The 16547-nt window shown below is 59.0% G+C and carries 14 protein-coding genes and 1 other annotated feature; of the genes, 10 read left to right on the top strand and 4 right to left on the bottom strand.

All coding sequences use genetic code 11. The features are described from left to right. The first annotated feature begins 118 nt into the window (after positions 1 to 118). The gene (gene mscK, locus ABLV76_RS17830) at positions 119 to 3466 is read left to right on the top strand and encodes a mechanosensitive channel MscK (protein ID WP_004204744.1); all 3348 of its coding nucleotides are present in this window, start codon (positions 119 to 121) and stop codon (positions 3464 to 3466) included. 35 nt (positions 3467 to 3501) lie between these two features. On the opposite strand, the gene ABLV76_RS17825 is transcribed toward mscK, so the two are convergent. The 3 genes from ABLV76_RS17825 to priC all read right to left on the bottom strand — a co-directional run bounded on the left by ABLV76_RS17825 (position 3502) and on the right by priC (position 5194). After that, a complete protein-coding gene (locus ABLV76_RS17825) occupies positions 3502 to 4413 on the bottom strand; it encodes an Rpn family recombination-promoting nuclease/putative transposase (protein ID WP_049093332.1) in 912 nt (303 codons plus the stop codon). A gap of 67 nt (positions 4414 to 4480) precedes the next feature. Next, the gene (gene rsmS, locus ABLV76_RS17820) at positions 4481 to 4654 is read right to left on the bottom strand and encodes a pleiotropic regulatory protein RsmS (RefSeq protein ID WP_004204742.1); all 174 of its coding nucleotides are present in this window, start codon (positions 4652 to 4654) and stop codon (positions 4481 to 4483) included. Positions 4655 to 4666: 12 nt separating this feature from the next. Further along, positions 4667 to 5194, bottom strand: a complete 528-nt coding sequence (gene priC, locus ABLV76_RS17815; protein WP_049093331.1) for a primosomal replication protein N'' — start codon at positions 5192 to 5194, stop codon at positions 4667 to 4669. A gap of 69 nt (positions 5195 to 5263) precedes the next feature. On the opposite strand from priC, the gene ABLV76_RS17810 reads away from it, so the two are divergent. The 9 genes from ABLV76_RS17810 (at position 5264) to ABLV76_RS17770 (ending at position 14650) form a co-directional block, all read left to right on the top strand. After that, positions 5264 to 5641 (top strand): DUF454 family protein, encoded by a 378-nt coding sequence (locus ABLV76_RS17810; RefSeq protein ID WP_004204740.1) that lies wholly within the window; start codon positions 5264 to 5266, stop codon positions 5639 to 5641. Positions 5642 to 5791: 150 nt separating this feature from the next. Beyond that, positions 5792 to 6343, top strand: coding sequence for an adenine phosphoribosyltransferase (apt, locus tag ABLV76_RS17805; protein ID WP_004204738.1), 552 nt, complete (start codon positions 5792 to 5794; stop codon positions 6341 to 6343). 92 nt (positions 6344 to 6435) lie between these two features. Next, positions 6436 to 8343, top strand: a complete 1908-nt coding sequence (gene dnaX, locus ABLV76_RS17800; RefSeq protein WP_023319861.1) for a DNA polymerase III subunit gamma/tau — start codon at positions 6436 to 6438, stop codon at positions 8341 to 8343. Further along, positions 7676 to 7740, top strand: a sequence feature (DnaX frameshifting element). Its footprint overlaps the gene before it by 65 nt. A 57-nt stretch (positions 8344 to 8400) precedes the next feature. Beyond that, positions 8401 to 8733: a YbaB/EbfC family nucleoid-associated protein gene (locus tag ABLV76_RS17795; RefSeq protein WP_002892173.1), complete on the top strand. Its 333-nt coding sequence runs from the start codon at positions 8401 to 8403 to the stop codon at positions 8731 to 8733. Then, entirely contained in the window at positions 8733 to 9338 is a 606-nt protein-coding gene (gene recR / locus ABLV76_RS17790; protein ID WP_002892177.1) for a recombination mediator RecR, read from the top strand. Before ABLV76_RS17795 ends, recR begins: the two co-directional genes overlap by 1 nt. A 111-nt stretch (positions 9339 to 9449) precedes the next feature. Further along, positions 9450 to 11324, top strand: a complete 1875-nt coding sequence (gene htpG, locus ABLV76_RS17785; protein ID WP_004177228.1) for a molecular chaperone HtpG — start codon at positions 9450 to 9452, stop codon at positions 11322 to 11324. Positions 11325 to 11546: 222 nt separating this feature from the next. After that, positions 11547 to 12191, top strand: a complete 645-nt coding sequence (gene adk, locus ABLV76_RS17780; protein WP_002892184.1) for an adenylate kinase — start codon at positions 11547 to 11549, stop codon at positions 12189 to 12191. A gap of 128 nt (positions 12192 to 12319) precedes the next feature. Then, positions 12320 to 13282 (top strand): ferrochelatase, encoded by a 963-nt coding sequence (gene hemH / locus ABLV76_RS17775; RefSeq protein ID WP_017898889.1) that lies wholly within the window; start codon positions 12320 to 12322, stop codon positions 13280 to 13282. Between the two features lie 63 nt (positions 13283 to 13345). Continuing rightward, the gene (locus tag ABLV76_RS17770) at positions 13346 to 14650 is read left to right on the top strand and encodes an inosine/guanosine kinase (RefSeq protein WP_004204733.1); all 1305 of its coding nucleotides are present in this window, start codon (positions 13346 to 13348) and stop codon (positions 14648 to 14650) included. A gap of 34 nt (positions 14651 to 14684) precedes the next feature. Here the strand turns inward: ABLV76_RS17770 and ybaL are convergent, their stop codons facing one another. Then, positions 14685 to 16361, bottom strand: coding sequence for a YbaL family putative K(+) efflux transporter (gene ybaL, locus ABLV76_RS17765; protein ID WP_004204732.1), 1677 nt, complete (start codon positions 16359 to 16361; stop codon positions 14685 to 14687). Positions 16362 to 16547: the final 186 nt, after the last annotated feature.

Raw genomic sequence — 16547 nt, 5'->3', positions numbered from 1 at the left:
GGATGAGCGTGAATTTTTAGCGCGGTCCGCCGCTATTCGCCAGCGATGAGAAGTGCTATTCTGCGCGCTTGCGACGACCCCCGGTATTCTCCGGCATTTGCATTCATTCATATTAACTATGCTGCACACGATCTCCAGGCAACGCGCCACGTTCATCTTTACCATTATGCTGCTCTGTTTTATTGGCCTTTTCAGTCCAGTTCAGGGCCGCGCCGCAGACCTCCCTGACCGGGCGGAGGTGCAGAGTCAGCTCAACACATTAAACAAGCAAAAGGAACTGACTCCGCAGGATAAACTGGTCCAGCAGGATTTGACCCAGACCCTGGAAACGCTGGATAAAATCGATCGCATCAAGAGCGAGACGACGCAGCTCCGCCAGCAGGTCGAGCAAGCCCCGGCGAAGCTGCGCCAGGCGGTGGATAACCTTAACAACCTGAGCGATGTCCCGAACGACGACGCGACGCGCAAGACGCTGAGCACGCTCTCCCTGCGTCAGCTGGAATCACGCGTCACCCAAACGCTGGACGATCTGCAGAATGCGCAAAACGATCTGGCAACCTACAACAGCCAGCTGGTTTCCCTGCAAACGCAGCCGGAACGGGTGCAAAATGCGATGTACAACGCCTCCCAGCAGCTGCAGCAGATCCGTAATCGTCTGAATGGCACCTCGGTGGGCGATGAGACTCTGCGTCCGACCCAGCAGGTGTTGCTGCAGGCCCAGCAGGCGTTGCTCAACGCGCAGATCGAGCAGCAGCGTAAGAGCCTCGAAGGCAACACTATCCTGCAGGATACCCTGCAGAAGCAGCGTGACTATGTAACCGCCTGGAGCAACCGGCTGGAGCATCAGCTGCAGCTGCTGCAGGAGGCGGTGAACAGCAAGCGGCTGACGCTGACTGAGAAAACCGCCCAGGAGGCGGTCACGCCGGATGAAACCACGCGTATTCAGGCCAACCCGCTGGTCAAGCAGGAGCTGGATGTTAACCACCAGTTGAGCGAGAAGCTGATCCAGGCGACGGAGAATGGCAACCAGCTGGTGCAGCGCAATATCCAGGTAAAGAACTGGCTCGACCGCGCCCTGCAGTCTGAGCGGGATATTAAAGAGCAAATTTCCGTGCTCAAGGGCAGCCTGCTGCTGTCGCGCATTCTTTATCAGCAGCAGCAGACGCTGCCGTCGGCGGATGAGCTGCAGGATATGACTAATCGCATAGCCGACCTGCGGCTTGAACAGTTTGAAGTTAACCAGCAGCGCGACGCCCTGTTCCAGAGCGATGCCTATGTCGCTAAGCTGGAAGAGGGGCACAGCGCTGAAGTAACCGATGAAGTGCACGCCGCGCTGCTGGAAGTGATCGACATGCGTCGCGAGCTGCTTGACCAGTTCAATAAACAGCTGGGGAACCAGCTGATGATGGCCATCAACCTGCAGATCAACCAGCAGCAGCTGATGAGCGTCTCCAGCAGCCTGAAAGAAATCCTGACCCAGCAAATTTTCTGGGTGAACAGCAATAAACCGATGGACTGGGAGTGGATTAAGGCCTTCCCGGAAGCGCTGAAAGGTCAGTTTAAGGCGATGAAAATCACCGTGAACTGGGAAAAAGCGTGGCCGGCGGTATTTATCGCTTTCCTCGCCGGATTACCGCTGCTGCTAATTGCCGGCCTGATCCGCTGGCGTTTGCAGTGGCTCAAGGATTATCAGGCGAAGCTGGCTTCTCAGGTAGGCCAACTACGCAATGATACCCAACTGCATACGCCGAAGGCGATCTTTATCGACCTGATCCGCGCCTTACCGGTGGTGCTGGTGATTCTGGCGATTGGCCTGATCTTACTCACCATGCAGTTAAATATCAGCGGACTGCTGTGGGCGTACAGTAAAAAACTGGCGATGTTCTGGCTGGTGTTTGGCCTGTGCTGGAAAGTGCTGGAAAAGAACGGCGTGGCGGTCAGCCACTTTAATATGCCGGCGCAGTTGACCAGCCACTGGCGGCGGCAGATTGTCCGCGTCAGCCTGGCGCTGCTGCCGCTGAATTTCTGGTCGGTGATTTCCGAGCTGTCGCCGCTGAACCTGATGGACGATGTGCTGGGGCAGCTGGTGATTTTCTTCAACTTACTGCTGATCGCGGTGCTGGTCTGGCCGATGTGCCGGGAAAGCTGGCGCGATAAAGAGTCGCACAGCCTGCGCCTGCTGACGATCACGGTGCTGTCTATCGTTCCGGTGGCCCTGATGGTGCTGACGGCGACCGGCTACTTCTACACCACGCTGCGCCTGGCGGGACGCTGGATCGAGACGGTTTATCTGGTAATGATCTGGAACCTGCTGTACCAGACCGTGCTGCGCGGCCTGAGCGTGGCGGCGCGGCGTATCGCCTGGCGCCGGGCGCTGGCGCGCCGTCAGCATCTGGTGAAGGAGGGCGCGGAAGGCGCCGAGCCGCAGGAGGAGCCGACTATCGCCCTCGAGCAGGTTAACCAGCAGACGTTGCGCATCACCATGCTGGTGATGATCGCGCTGTTCGCGGTCATGTTCTGGGCGATTTGGTCGGATTTGATCACCGTTTTCGCCTATCTCGACAGCATCACCCTCTGGCATTACAACGGCACCGAGGCGGGGGCCAGCGTGGTGCGCAGCGTGACGATGGGCAGCCTGCTGTTTGCCATTGTGGCGTCGATGGTTGCCTGGGCGCTAATCCGCAACCTGCCGGGGCTGCTGGAGGTGCTGGTCCTGTCGCGGCTCAATATGCGTCAGGGGACTTCCTACGCCATCACCACCATTCTTAACTATGCGATTATCGCCATTGGGGCGATGACGGTATTCGGGTCGCTGGGCGTCTCCTGGGACAAACTGCAATGGCTGGCGGCCGCGCTGTCGGTTGGTTTGGGTTTTGGTCTGCAGGAGATCTTCGGTAACTTTGTCTCCGGCCTGATTATTCTGTTCGAACGTCCGGTGCGCATCGGGGATACGGTGACTATCGGCACCTTCTCCGGTACGGTAAGCAAAATCCGTATTCGCGCCACCACCATTACCGACTTCGATCGCAAAGAGGTGATCATCCCGAACAAGGCGTTCGTTACCGAGCGCTTGATCAACTGGTCGCTCTCCGACACCGTGACCCGCGTGGTGATCCGCCTCGGCGTCGCCTACGGTTCCGACCTGGATAAGGTGAAGGAGGTGCTGCTGAAGGTGGCGCACGATCATCCGAAAGTGATGCAGGAGCCAGCGCCGGCGGTCTTCTTCACCACCTTCGGCCCCAGTACGCTGGATCATGAACTACGTCTGTATGTCCGTGAACTGCGCGATCGCAGCTACACGGTGGATGAGCTCAACCGCGCCATCGACCGTCTGTGCCGGGAGAATGACATCAACATTGCCTTTAACCAGCTGGAAGTCCATCTGCGAAATGAAAAGGGTGATGAAGTCACGGAAGTGAAGCGGGATGGAAAGGGCGACGATTTAGCTCCGTCCGTCGCGTCTTAACTGAAGAGGGGCGGCGCAACGCCGCCCCTGCTGCATCAGGGCGCCAGCGCGGCGAGCTCCTCGTCGCTAAGCCCGGTGAGTTCCCGCACGATTTGTCGTTCGAGGCCGCGCGCCAGCATTCTGGCGGCGATGCTGCGAGTGGCGGCTTCTCGACCTTCCTGCTCGCCCTCCTGCTGCCCCTGTTTACGGCCTTTCTCTTCCAGCCATTCGGCAATGGTCATCATCAGCTCCTTATGCCTGGGCGACTGCGCCGCCAGCGCGCGGATCAGCGCCCCCGGATGTTCCGTTGTACCCGCCTGCAACATATAGCGCAGCAGCGTATTCAACTGCGCTTCTGTCAGATAGCCTTGCGTCATCAGCGCGATCAGCGGCACCTGCAGCTCGGCCAGATCGCGATGGCGGATATGCTTTTGCAACAGCTCCAGCATGGCCATTCGCCGATGACGGACTATCTGATTATCTGGCATAACGGTGAGGTCCACCAGCGGAAAATCACCGCTATAGAGCGCCTTCGCCAGCGCCGGTTCGGCGAATAGCTGTTGCCAGTTGCGGGGCCAGGGCCAGGGGCTGACCTTGCCGTGATAAAACAGAATCGGCACCACCAGCGGCAGCGTGTCGTGGCCAGCGTCCAGATGACGCTGCATGGCGGCCAGCGCGTAGCGCAGCAGGCGAAACGCCATCAGCTTGTCCGGGGTACTCTGGTGCTCAATCAGCGCGTAAACATAGCCCGGTCCGTGGCGGGTGCGCAGTGAGTAAAGGATATCGGAATAGCTGGCGCGCAGGTCCTCTTCAACAAAGCTACCGGAGACCAGCTGCAGCGAATCCAGCTCGCAGATTGCCAGAAACGGCGCGGGCAGATACAGCTGCAGGAAATCCTTCGCCACCGCCTGATGCATCAGCATCTGGCGAAAAACCGCATCTTGCGGGGTTTGACTGACCTTTTCCATCAATATTGCCTCCATCGGCGTCATGCGCAGAGGACCACTCTGCCAGCACTCCGCCGTGGGCAACATCTTACTTCTGCGGCGTTTGCGAGGCGCTTTCCGCGTTTTTTAACTTGTTTGCATAATCCCGCCTGACAATTTCCAGCGCGTCCAGCACGGTTTGCGCCGGGATCTGATGTGATTCCAGCAACATGATTAAATCGACGGCCAGTTTGACCTCATCGGGGGCATTTTCCAGCGACATCGGACTCTCCTGTTAGCGCGTCAGCCGCGCCAGTACGTTTTCAATCTTATCCAGCGCCTGTCGGCAGCGCGCCAGCCGTCCACTGTAGACCTCGACTTCCCTGGCCAGCCGCTGCTGCTCGTCGAGGCTGGTAGCCTGCGTCTGCTGGCGCTGGCGTTGGTCGCGCATCGCCAGCAGGCGGCGCTCATACTCCTGATGCTGTAGGCGACGGCGCTGCCAGCGGCTCAGCGTTGGCGAGGCATGGTCCCAACTGCGCAGCGACCAGGTGGCGGTTTCGCGACGCAGCGCAGCGATTTGCGCCGCCAGACGCTCGGCGATCCAGGCTACCTGCGGCAACTGCTGGCGCTCGACGGCCTGGCGGAGCTGGTGAAAGTTGTGTTGGGCTTCCGCCAGATAGGCCTGCATCAGCGTGCTGCGGGTGTGGAAGAGCTGGCGGTCAAAGCGCGGGCTGAGGGTCGCGTGCTCCGCCAGCGGCGCCACCTGCGCGGCCAGCTCGCTAAGCTGATTGTTCAGCGTTTGTAAAAGTTGAGCTGTTTTCACCAACCCCCTCCATTCTCCATCAGCCAACTGTGCTACAGTAGCCGTATCTGTTTGATAACGATTCGCATTATGCCACCTGTTATTTTAACCATTATCGGCTGGCTGGCGGTAGCGCTGGGTACGCTGGGCGTCTTCTTACCGTTGCTGCCGACGACGCCGTTTATTCTGCTCGCCGCCTGGTGCTTTGCCCGCTCATCGCCGCGCTTTCACCAGTGGCTGCTGTATCGCTCATGGTTCGGCGGCTATCTTCGCCACTGGCAACAGTACCGCGCCATGCCTCGCGGCGCCAAACCGCGCGCCATTGCCATGATCGTGGCGACTTTTGCTATTTCGCTGTGGCTGGTTAAGCTTACGTGGGTGCGCATCATGCTGTTGGTCATTCTGGCCTGTCTGCTGATCTTTATGTGGCGCATTCCGGTGGTTGACGCAAAGCAACAAAAGCACTGATGCGCAATAATGCCTGTTGCAATTGTTGCTGACAGCCAGTAAATTCTGGCGTTTTCGAGCGCGGGTAAGCCTGGTCAAAGGTTAAACAAATGTTTCTTTGGCCCCTTTTGCACGCCCGTGGGTAACACCGTTTCAATCAGGCATACACTTATGACCGCAACTGCACAGCAGCTTGAATATCTGAAGAACAGCATCCAGAGTATCGAGGATTATCCAAAACCGGGCATTCTTTTCCGCGATGTCACCAGTTTACTGGAAGACCCGAAAGCTTACGCGCTCAGCATTGAACTGCTGACCGAGCGCTACAAAGACGCGGGAATTACCAAAGTGGTAGGGACTGAGGCGCGTGGCTTCCTTTTCGGCGCACCGGTTGCGCTGGCGCTGGGCGTGGGCTTTGTTCCGGTACGCAAGCCGCGTAAGTTGCCGCGTGAAACCATCGCTGAGAGCTATGAGCTGGAATACGGCACCGATCAGCTGGAGATCCACGTTGACGCCATCAAACCGGGCGACAAAGTGCTGGTGGTGGACGATCTGCTGGCGACCGGCGGAACCATCGACGCGACGGTCAAACTGATCCGCCGTCTCGGCGGCGAAGTGCAGGATGCCGCTTTCATTATCAATCTCTTCGATCTGGGCGGCGAACAGCGCCTGGAGAAGCTGGGGATCCACTGCTTCAGTCTGGTGCCGTTCCCGGGCCACTAAGCAAATCCCTCCACATAGCCTCGCCGATCGGGCGGGGCTGTGATAGCATGACCCCTTCGTGATTTCACCTTCCAGCGTTTCAGAGCCAGCCCATGAGTTATCAGGTCTTAGCCCGTAAATGGCGCCCACAAACCTTTGCTGACGTCGTCGGCCAGGAACATGTGCTGACCGCACTGGCGAACGGCTTGTCGTTAGGGCGCATTCATCACGCTTATCTCTTTTCCGGTACCCGCGGAGTCGGTAAGACCTCCATCGCCCGCCTGCTGGCGAAAGGGTTAAACTGTGAAACCGGCATCACCGCCACCCCCTGCGGCGTGTGCGATAACTGCCGGGAAATTGAACAGGGGCGCTTTGTCGATCTGATTGAGATTGACGCCGCCTCACGCACCAAAGTCGAAGATACCCGCGACCTGCTGGATAACGTCCAGTACGCGCCGGCCCGCGGCCGCTTCAAGGTCTATCTCATCGACGAAGTTCATATGCTGTCGCGCCACAGTTTCAATGCGTTATTAAAAACGCTGGAGGAGCCGCCGGCGCACGTCAAATTCCTGCTGGCGACGACGGATCCGCAGAAGCTGCCGGTGACGATCTTATCCCGCTGCCTGCAGTTCCACCTGAAGGCGCTGGACGTTGAACAGATCCGCCATCAGCTGGAGCATATTCTTGGCGAAGAGCAGATTGCCTTCGAGCCCCGCGCGCTGCAGCTGTTGTCGCGCGCCGCCGACGGCAGCCTGCGCGATGCCTTAAGCCTGACCGATCAGGCGATTGCGAGTGGAGAAGGGCAACTGACGGCGGCGTCGGTGAGCACCATGCTCGGCACCCTCGATGACGATCAGGCACTGTCGTTGATTGAAGCCCTGGTCGCCGCCGATGGCGAGCGAGTCATGGCGGGCGTCAATGACGCCGCCGCGCGCGGCGTTGAATGGGAGGCGCTGCTGGTGGAGATGCAGAGCCTGCTGCACCGCATCGCCATGGTTCAGCTGTCCCCTTCGGCGCTGGGCGCCGACATGGCCGCGGTCGAAGTGCGGATGCGCGAACTGGCGCGCACCGTACCGCCGGGCGACGTTCAGCTCTACTACCAAACGCTGCTGATTGGCCGCAAAGAGCTACCCTATGCCCCGGACCGGCGGATGGGCGTCGAAATGACGCTGCTGCGCGCCCTGGCGTTTCATCCGCGTAAGCCGCTGCCGGAGCCCGAGGTGCAGCCGGCGCAGGCCGCCGCGCCCGCGCCGCGCCAGCCGGTTTCCCCCGCAGCGCCGCCGCCACAGCCGCCGCAGAGTTTGCCGCCGACCACCAGCCAGGTGCTGGCGGCCCGCAGCCACCTACAGCGCAGCCAGGGAGCAACCACCCCAAAAAAGAGTGAACCGGCAGCCGCTTCCCGCGCGCGGCCGGTGAATAACGCTGCGCTGGAGCGACTGAGTTCGATTACCGAGCGCGTCCAGGCTCGTCCGGCCGCGGCGGCGCTGGAGCAGGCCCCGGCGAAGAAAGAGGCTTATCGCTGGAAGGCGACGACGGTGGTTGAAGAGACCAAAGTCGAAGTCGCCACGCCTAAAGCGCTGAAAAAAGCGCTGGAGCATGAAAAAACGCCTGAGCTGGCGGCCAAGCTTGCCGTTGAAGCGGTCGAGCGCGACAGCTGGGCGGCGGAAGTGAGCCAGTTGGCAGTACCGAAGCTGGTCGAGCAGGTGGCGCTCAACGCGTGGAAAGAGCAGGAGGGCAATCGCGTCTGTCTGCATCTGCGCTCCAGCCAGCGCCACCTCAATTCCGCCGGCGCACAGCAAAAGCTGGCTGAAGCGCTGGGGGTGTTGTACGGTACGCCCGTTGAATTGACCATCGTGGAAGACGATAATCCCGCGATGCGCACGCCGCTGGAGTGGCGGCAGGCTATTTATGAAGAGAAGCTCGCGCAGGCGCGCGAAGCGATTATTGCGGATAATAACATTCAGACCCTGCGTCGTTTCTTTGACGCCGATCTGGATGAAGAGAGTATTCGCCCCATTTGACTGCAAGTTTGACTTGCAGTCAGTACCTTTAATGATGACTGACTGAGAGAGAAGCCTATGTTTGGTGGAAAAGGCGGCCTGGGTAACCTGATGAAGCAGGCCCAGCAGATGCAAGAAAAAATGCAGAAGATGCAGGAAGAGATCGCTCAGCTGGAAGTGACCGGCGAATCCGGCGCGGGTCTGGTGAAAGTGACCATTAACGGCGCGCACAACTGCCGCCGCGTGGAGATCGACCCAAGCCTGCTGGAAGATGACAAAGAGATGCTGGAAGATCTGGTGGCTGCCGCGTTCAACGACGCTGCGCGCCGTATCGAAGAGACTCAGAAAGAGAAGATGGCTTCCGTCTCTGCCGGTATGCAGCTGCCGCCAGGCTTCAAGATGCCGTTCTGATGCAAACCAGCCCGCTGTTAACTCAGCTTATGGAAGCACTGCGCTGTCTGCCGGGCGTCGGCCCGAAGTCGGCGCAGCGCATGGCGTTTACCCTGCTGCAGCGCGATCGCAGCGGCGGGATGCGTCTGGCGCAGGCGCTGACGCGCGCGATGTCGGAGATCGGCCACTGTGCCGATTGCCGCACTTTCACCGAGCAGGAGGTGTGCAATATCTGCAGCAACCCGCGTCGCCAGGAAAACGGCCAGATCTGCGTGGTGGAGAGTCCGGCGGACATCTACGCCATTGAGCAGACCGGGCAGTATTCCGGCCGCTACTTCGTGCTGATGGGGCACCTGTCGCCGCTCGACGGCATCGGGCCTGATGACATCGGGCTCGATCGCCTGGAGCAACGGCTGGAGGCGGAGTCGATCACCGAGGTGATCCTTGCCACCAACCCGACCGTTGAGGGCGAGGCGACAGCCAACTATATCGCGGAGCTGTGCGCGCAGTATGGCGTCGACGCCAGCCGAATCGCCCACGGCGTGCCGGTGGGCGGCGAGCTGGAGATGGTCGACGGCACCACGCTGTCCCACTCGCTGGCCGGTCGCCACAAGATTACTTTCTGAACAAATGGAGGCGGCTATCGCCGCCTCCGCTTGAAAAATTTCCCCGCTGTCCCCATCTCCCACTCAACGGTTTTTTACCCATTTAAAATGGCATTGTTGAGGTTGAATCAGATGAAAGGACAAGAAACTCGTGGTTTTCAGTCAGAAGTAAAACAGCTTCTGCACCTGATGATCCATTCCCTCTATTCCAACAAAGAAATCTTTCTGCGTGAGCTGATTTCCAACGCCTCTGATGCGGCCGATAAGCTGCGTTTCCGCGCGCTGTCGCAGCCGGATTTGTATGAGGGAGACGGCGAGCTGCGCGTGCGGGTTTCGTTTGATAAAGACAACCGCACCCTGACCATTGCCGATAACGGTATCGGTATGAACCGGGAAGAGGTTATCGACCATCTCGGCACCATCGCCAAATCCGGCACCAAAGCGTTCCTCGAATCGATGGGTTCCGACCAGGCAAAAGATAGCCAGCTGATTGGCCAGTTCGGTGTCGGCTTCTATTCGGCCTTCATCGTGGCGGATAAAGTGACCGTCCGTACCCGTGCGGCAGGCGATAAACCTGAGAACGGCGTGTTCTGGGAATCCGCCGGCGAAGGGGAATATACCGTGGCCGACATCACCAAAGCCGATCGCGGGACCGAAATCACCCTGCATCTGCGCGAAGGTGAGGACGATTTCCTCAACGACTGGCGCGTGCGCTCCATCATCAGCAAGTATTCCGACCATATCGCGCTGCCGGTTGAGATTGAGAAACGGGAAGAGAAAGACGGCGAAACCGTTATCAGTTGGGAAAAAATCAACAAGGCGCAGGCCCTGTGGACTCGCAGCAAGTCTGAAGTTAACGACGACGAATACAAAGAATTCTACAAGCACATTGCCCATGACTACAGCGACCCGCTGACCTGGAGCCACAACCGCGTGGAAGGTAAGCAGGAGTACACCAGCCTGCTGTATATCCCGTCGCAGGCGCCGTGGGATATGTGGAACCGCGATCATAAACACGGCCTGAAGCTGTACGTCCAGCGTGTGTTCATCATGGACGACGCCGAGCAGTTTATGCCGAACTACCTGCGCTTCGTACGCGGCCTGATAGACTCCAACGATCTGCCGCTGAACGTCTCCCGTGAAATTCTGCAGGACAGCAGCGTGACCCGCAACCTGCGCACCGCGCTGACCAAACGCGCGCTGCAGATGCTGGATAAGCTGGCGAAAGACGACGCCGAAAAATATCAGACCTTCTGGAAACAGTTCGGCCTGGTGCTGAAAGAGGGGCCGGCGGAAGATCCGAGCAACCAGGAGGCGATCGCCAAACTGCTGCGCTTCGCGACCACCCATACTGACTCCTCCGCGCAGACCGTGTCGCTGGAAGAGTACGTCTCGCGCATGAAAGAAGGTCAGGAGAAGATCTACTACATCACTGCCGACAGCTATGCGGCGGCGAAGAGCAGCCCGCACCTCGAGCTGCTGCGTAAGAAAGGGATCGAAGTGCTGCTGCTCTCCGATCGCATCGACGAGTGGATGATGAGCTACCTGACCGAGTTCGACGGTAAAGCGTTCCAGTCTGTCGCTAAAGCCGACGAGTCGCTGGACAAGCTGGCGGATGAAGTGGACGAGTCCACCAAAGAAGCCGAAAAAGCGCTGGAGCCGTTCGTTGAGCGTGTGAAAAACCTGCTTGGCGACCGGGTCAAAGAGGTGCGTCTGACCCATCGTCTGACCGATACCCCGGCGATTGTCACCACCGATGCCGACGAGATGAGCACCCAGATGGCGAAGCTTTTCGCGGCTGCGGGCCAGGCGGCGCCGGAAGTGAAATACATCTTCGAACTGAACCCGGCGCATCAGCTGGTGAAACGCGCAGCCGATACCCAGGATGACGCGCAGTTCGGCGAATGGGTGGAACTGCTGCTGGATCAGGCGCTGCTGGCCGAGCGCGGCACGCTGGAAGATCCGAACCAGTTTATCCGCCGTATGAACCAGCTGCTGGCTTCCTGACGCGAACCTGAACGAGTAGCCCGGCCGAGCGACGCGACGCCGGGAACGGGATAAATGCCCCGTCTGAGCGATTTGCTCAGACGGGGCATTTCACATTGGATTGCATAAAATATCTCACCATTAACCGTTTCAGCCGCACCGCCTTCCTTGAGCCATCGCCGTTCTGGTGGTATGGTTTAGCGTTTTTGAAAAATTGAATCGACTTTTGAGGGGATTTTCGTAATGCGTATTATTCTGCTTGGCGCTCCGGGCGCGGGTAAAGGAACTCAGGCTCAGTTCATCATGGAGAAATACGGTATTCCGCAAATCTCCACCGGCGATATGCTGCGCGCTGCGGTAAAATCCGGCTCTGAGCTCGGTAAGCAGGCGAAAGACATCATGGACGCCGGCAAGCTGGTGACCGATGAGCTGGTTATCGCGCTGGTTAAAGAGCGTATCGCCCAGGAAGATTGCCGTAACGGCTTCCTGCTGGACGGTTTCCCGCGCACTATTCCGCAGGCTGACGCCATGAAAGAAGCGGGCATTACCGTTGATTACGTGCTGGAATTCGACGTGCCGGACGAACTGATTGTCGACCGTATCGTTGGCCGTCGCGTTCACGCGGCATCCGGTCGCGTATACCACATCAAATTCAATCCGCCGAAGGTGGAAGGCAAAGACGACGTGACCGGCGAAGAGCTGACCACCCGTAAAGACGACCAGGAAGAGACCGTGCGTAAGCGTCTGGTGGAATATCATCAGATGACGGCGCCGCTGATCGGCTACTACACCAAAGAAGCGCAGGCGGGCAACACCAAATACGCCAAAGTTGACGGCACCAAAGCGGTGGCTGACGTGCGCGCCGAACTGGAAAAAATCCTCGGCTGATAAAGCCTTTTCTCATCCTGCTGCGGCAGGATGAGAACTCCTCTCATTCCTACCTTTTGCTATGATTGGTTCCGTTTAGCGCCATTTCAGCTACAATTGGCTGCGATTCAAATGGTTAAGAGGCGGTAATGCATCAGACGAAAACAGGTATCTTGCTGGCCAATTTAGGCACTCCCGATGCGCCCACCCCCGGTGCGGTGAAGCGTTATCTGCGACAATTCCTCAGCGACAAACGGGTGGTGGATACGTCTCGTCTGCTATGGTGGCCGCTGCTGCGCGGCGTCATACTGCCGATTCGCTCTCCCCGCGTGGCTAAACTCTATCAGTCCGTCTGGATGGAAGAGGGGTCGCCGCTGATGGTATACAGCCGTCGCCAGCAGCAGGCGCTGGCCGCCAGACTGCCGGATACCCCGGTGGCGCTGGGCATGAGCTATGGAACGCCGTCGCTGGCCAGCGCGGTGGATGATTTACTGGCGCAAGGGGTGGGGCACATCGTGGTGCTGCCGCTGTATCCGCAATATTCCTGCTCGACGGTGGCTGCCGTCTGGGATGAGCTGGCGCGGATCCTCGCGAAAAAACGCGCCATTCCCGGTATCTCGTTTATTCGCGATTACGCCGGGCACCCGGACTATATCCATGCTCTGGCGGCCAGCGTGCGCGCCTCGTTTGCCGTTCATGGGGAACCGGATCTGCTGCTGCTTTCCTATCATGGGATCCCGCAGCGCTATGCCAACCAGGGAGATGATTATCCTCAGCGCTGTCGTGATACCACGCGGGAACTGGTCTCCGCGCTGGGGCTGCCACCGGAGCGGGTGATGATGACCTTCCAGTCGCGCTTTGGCCGGGAACCCTGGCTGACGCCGTACACCGATGAGACGCTGAAGATGCTCGGCGAGAAAGGGACGAAGCATATTCAGGTGCTGTGCCCGGGCTTTGCCGCCGACTGTCTCGAAACGCTGGAAGAGATCGCCGTCCAGAACCGGGAAATCTTCCTCGAAGCGGGTGGCAAGCAATATGAATACATTCCGGCGCTTAACGCGGACGCCGCGCATATTGAGATGATGGTCAATCTGACCGCGCCTTATCGCTGATCGCGCGCAGGGCGGGGAATATGCTACTATTTCCCGCTTGTTCCCTGTTATTTAAGCGCCACTATGAAATTTCCCGGTAAACGCAAATCCAAACACTATTTTCCCGTTAACGCCCGCGACCCGCTGCTACAGCAAATTCAGCCGGAGAATGAATCCAGCGTCTCCTGGGTGGTGGGTATCGACCAGACGCTGGTGGATATCGAAGCGAAAGTGGATGAGGCGTTTATCGTGCGCTACGGCCTGAGCGCGGGCCACTCTCTGGTGATTGAAGATGATGTCGCCGAGGCGCTGTACCAGGAGCTGGTGCGCAATAATCTTATTACTCATCAGTTTGCCGGCGGCACGATCGGCAATACCATGCACAACTACTCGGTGCTGGCGGACGATCGCTCGGTGCTGCTTGGCGTCATGTGCAGTAATATCGAAATCGGCGGCTATGCCTATCGCTACCTGTGCAATACCTCCAGCCGTACCGATCTGAACTATCTGCAGGGCGTTGACGGCGCCATTGGCCGCTGCTTCACCCTGATCGGCGATAGCGGCGAGCGCACCTTCGCCATTAGCCCGGGTCATATGAACAAACTGCGCCCGGAAAGCATTCCGGAAGCGGTGATCGCTGGCGCCTCGGCGCTGGTGCTGACCTCCTACCTGGTACGCTGCAAGCCGGGCGAGCCGATGCCGGACGCGACGATGAAAGCCATCGAGTATGCCAAAAAGCATGATGTGCCGGTGGTGTTAACTCTTGGTACCAAATACGTGATTGCCGATAACCCGGCGTGGTGGCAGCAGTTCCTGCAGGATCATGTCTCGATTCTGGCGATGAATGAAGAGGAAGGGGAAGCGCTGACCGGTTTTGCCGATCCGCTGTCGGCGGCGGACAAAGCGCTGGACTGGGTCGACCTGGTGCTGTGCACCGCCGGACCGGCGGGGCTATATATGGCGGGCTTCACCGAAGAAGAGGCGAAGCGTAAAACCCAGCATCCGCTGCTGCCGGGGGCGATCCCGGAATTTAACCAGTTTGAATTCAGTCGCGCGATGCGTCACCAGGACTGCGTCAATCCGCTGCGTATTTATTCGCACATCGCGCCGTATATGGGCGGCCCGGAGAAGATCATGAACACCAACGGCGCAGGCGACGGCGCGCTGGCGGCGCTGCTGCATGACATCACCGCCAATAACTACCATCGCAATAACGTACCCAACTCCAGCAAACACAAATGCAAATGGCTGACCTACTCCTCGCTGGCGCAGGTGTGTAAATATGCCAACCGCGTGAGCTATCAGGTGCTGAACCAGCACTCGCCGCGTTTAACCCGCGGCCTGCCGGAACGTGAGGACAGCCTGGAAGAGGCGTACTGGGATCGATAAGCGAGTCCCTCTCCCGACGGGAGAGGGCTGTACATCAGCCAGTGACCACTTCACCGGCGGGTGGCGTTTCCAGAAGCTGCAGCATGGCGCGGGCAATTTCCCGCTCGCCCATCACCACCTGATTGGCCCCACGGTCGATAATGTAATCCACTTCATCATCGTAATGGGCGCGGGCGATAATCTCGATATTCGGACATTTTTCCCGTGCGGAGGCGACAATCTCGCCGGCCTCATAGCCGTTGGGAATGGTCAGCAGCAGCCAGCGAGCGCAGTCGAGATGCGCCAGCTCCATGATCTCTTCATTGGCGGCATTGCCCAGCACCGCGCTGATCCCGCGCTCGCGTAGCTCATCCACGCGGGTGCGCGAGGTTTCAACCACCACCAGCGGGATCCCCTGGGCCATCAGCTTCTCGCCCAGCAGGCTGCCGACGCGGCCGAAGCCGACCAGCAGCGCGTGGTTGCAGATATCGACCGGCACCTGCTTCTCGTCTTCCAGCACCTCTTCCAGGGTCTGCTCGTCGAGGGTTTCGGTTTTATCGAGATATTTCTCCAGCAGGGTAAACAGCACCGGGTTGAGCATAATCGAGATGATCGCCCCGGCCAGCACCAGGTTTTGCCCGGCCTGCGGCAGCAGGTTAAGCGCCATCCCCAGGCCGGCGAGAATAAAGGCAAATTCACCAATCTGCGCCAGGCTGGCGGCAATCGTCAGTGCGGTACGCGGCGAGTGGCCAAACATACGCACGAGGAAAAAGGCGGCTGCGGATTTACCAAAGATAATGATCGCCAGCGTCGCCAGCACCGCCAGCGGCTGCTGGACCAGCACCATTGGGTCAAACAGCATGCCGACGGAGACAAAGAACAGCACCGCGAAGGCGTCGCGCAGCGGCAGGGTGTCATGGGCGGCGCGGTGGCTCAGCTCGGATTCATTAAGCACCATGCCGGCAAAGAAGGCGCCGAGGGCGAAGGAGACATCAAACAGCTCCACGGCGCCGAAGGCGATGCCCAGCGCCAGGGCCAGCACCGACAGGGTGAACAGCTCGCGCGAGCCGGTGGCCGCGCTGCGCGACATGATCCACGGCACCAGCCGACGGCCGACCAGCATCATGATGGCGATAAAGGCCACCACTTTGCCAATGGTGATCCCGAGGTCGAGGGCGAGGGAAGCGAAGCCGACGTTGCCTTTCTCCGCCATACCGGCCACTGCCGGCAGCAGGACCAGCGTCAGGACCATCACCAGGTCTTCCACAATCAGCCAGCCGATGGCGATCTGCCCGCGCTGACTGTCAATCAGCTGTCGTTCCTCCAGGGCGCGCAGCAGCACCACGGTACTGGCGGTGGAGAGACACAGGCCAAAGACGATGCCGGTCATCAGCGACCAGCCAAGGGCGGCGGAGAGCGCCATACCCAACAGCGTCGCCACAGCTATCTGGGCGATGGCCCCGGGAATGGCGATCGACTTTACCGCCATCAGATCCTTGAGGGAAAAATGCAGCCCGACGCCGAACATCAGCAGGATCACGCCGAGTTCCGCCAGTTCCGGAGCCAGTTTGGTGTCAGCAACAAAGCCAGGGGTGAAAGGTCCGGCCAGCACGCCCGCTAAGAGATATCCCACCAGAGGAGAAATACGTAGCTTATTGGCAATCATGCCGAGAATAAAGGCGAGCACGAGGCCGCCGACAATGGTGGTGATTAGCGGTGTTGCGTGGTGCATTCCGTCTCCTTTCCAGTGGTGAATCGGTCCATTTTGCTACCCTGTCCGCGTAATAGTTTATGACAAAAACGTTCACTTTGTTTATGAATAATTCTTGAATTGTGCAAAAAAATGCAATTAGGGGATGAAAAGGCACAGAAGGGAAAATCGAGGGAGGAATGCGCGCATCAGGCCGATGGCGCAAGG

The organism is Klebsiella sp. GB_Kp047, from assembly GCF_040065235.1.
Taxonomy (GTDB): domain Bacteria; phylum Pseudomonadota; class Gammaproteobacteria; order Enterobacterales; family Enterobacteriaceae; genus Klebsiella; species Klebsiella quasipneumoniae.
Note: the sequence above shows the minus strand (reverse complement) of the source record. Positions and strands in the feature narration are given on the sequence as shown.